The 1,211-nt window shown below is 68.8% G+C and carries 1 protein-coding gene and 1 pseudogene; both read left to right on the plus strand.

Annotated elements, in window-relative coordinates:
• Nucleotides 1–249: pseudogene (locus AB0O29_RS36145) on the plus strand (HSP18 transcriptional regulator); the annotation flags it as partial.
• 143 nt (nt 250–392) lie between these two features.
• A partial coding sequence (locus AB0O29_RS36150; protein ID WP_365160752.1) for an ATP-binding protein occupies nt 393–1,211 on the plus strand: 819 nt, incomplete at its 3' end.

The raw sequence follows: 1,211 nt of genomic DNA on the forward strand, positions 1-1,211 counted from the left end.
GCGGCCGATCTTCGCCGCCTCGCGGGCCAGGTCACCGCCCTCACCGGCCTTCCCGCCGGCGCGGAAGGCGCGATCGGCGAGCTGAACCTGGCCCTCGCCGGCGACGACGCGGCCCGACTCGTCGGACCCCTGACCGCGGCGCGGGACCATCTGCGGCCCGAGGACGCAGGCCTCACGGACCGCATCGACGCCATGACCCGCCGCGCCGAACAGCTCCGCCAGGACAGCCGCGACCAGCGCAACGCCTGAGCCGCACCCGCGAACCGGCCCGGCCGCGCACGCGGCAACCACCGCACGCGCCCCACATCGTGGACGTACCGCTGCGACAGGGCCGGCCCCCAGTACACGCCCGTAGACATCCGTGCATGACGTTCCCACAGAAGGAGACCCCCATGGGCAGCAAGGTAGAGACGCTGGAATTCCAGGCGGAAACCCGTCAGTTGCTCCGGCTGGTGATTCACTCGATCTACTCGAACAAGGACATCTTCCTGCGCGAGCTGATCTCGAACGCCTCCGACGCCTTGGACAAGCTGCGGCTGGAGTCACTGACCGACTCCAGCCTCACCGATACGCCCACCGCCGACCTGCACATCTCGCTGGAGGTCGACGAGGAAGCGCGCACCCTGACCGTCCGTGACAACGGAATCGGCATGACCCGAGACGATCTCGTCGATCTGATCGGCACGATCGCCAAGTCCGGCACCGCCGGCCTGCTGGAGAAGATCAAGGAGTCCCAGGACGCCGCCACCGCCGAGAGCCTGATCGGGCAGTTCGGCGTCGGCTTCTACTCGGCGTTCATGGTCGCCGACAAGGTCACCGTACAGACCCGGCGGGCCGGTACCGATTCCGGCACCCGGTGGGAGTCGGACGGCGAGGGCACCTACGACATCCAGGCGGTCGACGGCCTGCCCGTGGGCACCTCGGTCACCCTGCACCTCAAGCCCGCCGACAGCGAGGACGGGCTCGCCGACTACCTCTCCGAGTCGAAGATCCGCCAGATCGTCAAGCAGTACTCGGACTTCATCCGCTGGCCCATCCGGATGGCCACCGGGCAGGCCGATACCGAGGGCGATACCGAGGGCGACACCACCCCCGCGACCGAGACCCTCAACTCGATGAAGGCCCTGTGGGCCCGGCCGCGCACCGAGGTGACCGAGGAGGAGTACAACGAGTTCTACCAGCAGATCAGCCACGACTGGCTGCCCCCGGCC

The sequence above is a fragment of the Streptomyces sp. NPDC089915 genome, from assembly GCF_040684675.1.
Taxonomy (GTDB): Bacteria; Actinomycetota; Actinomycetes; order Streptomycetales; family Streptomycetaceae; genus Streptomyces.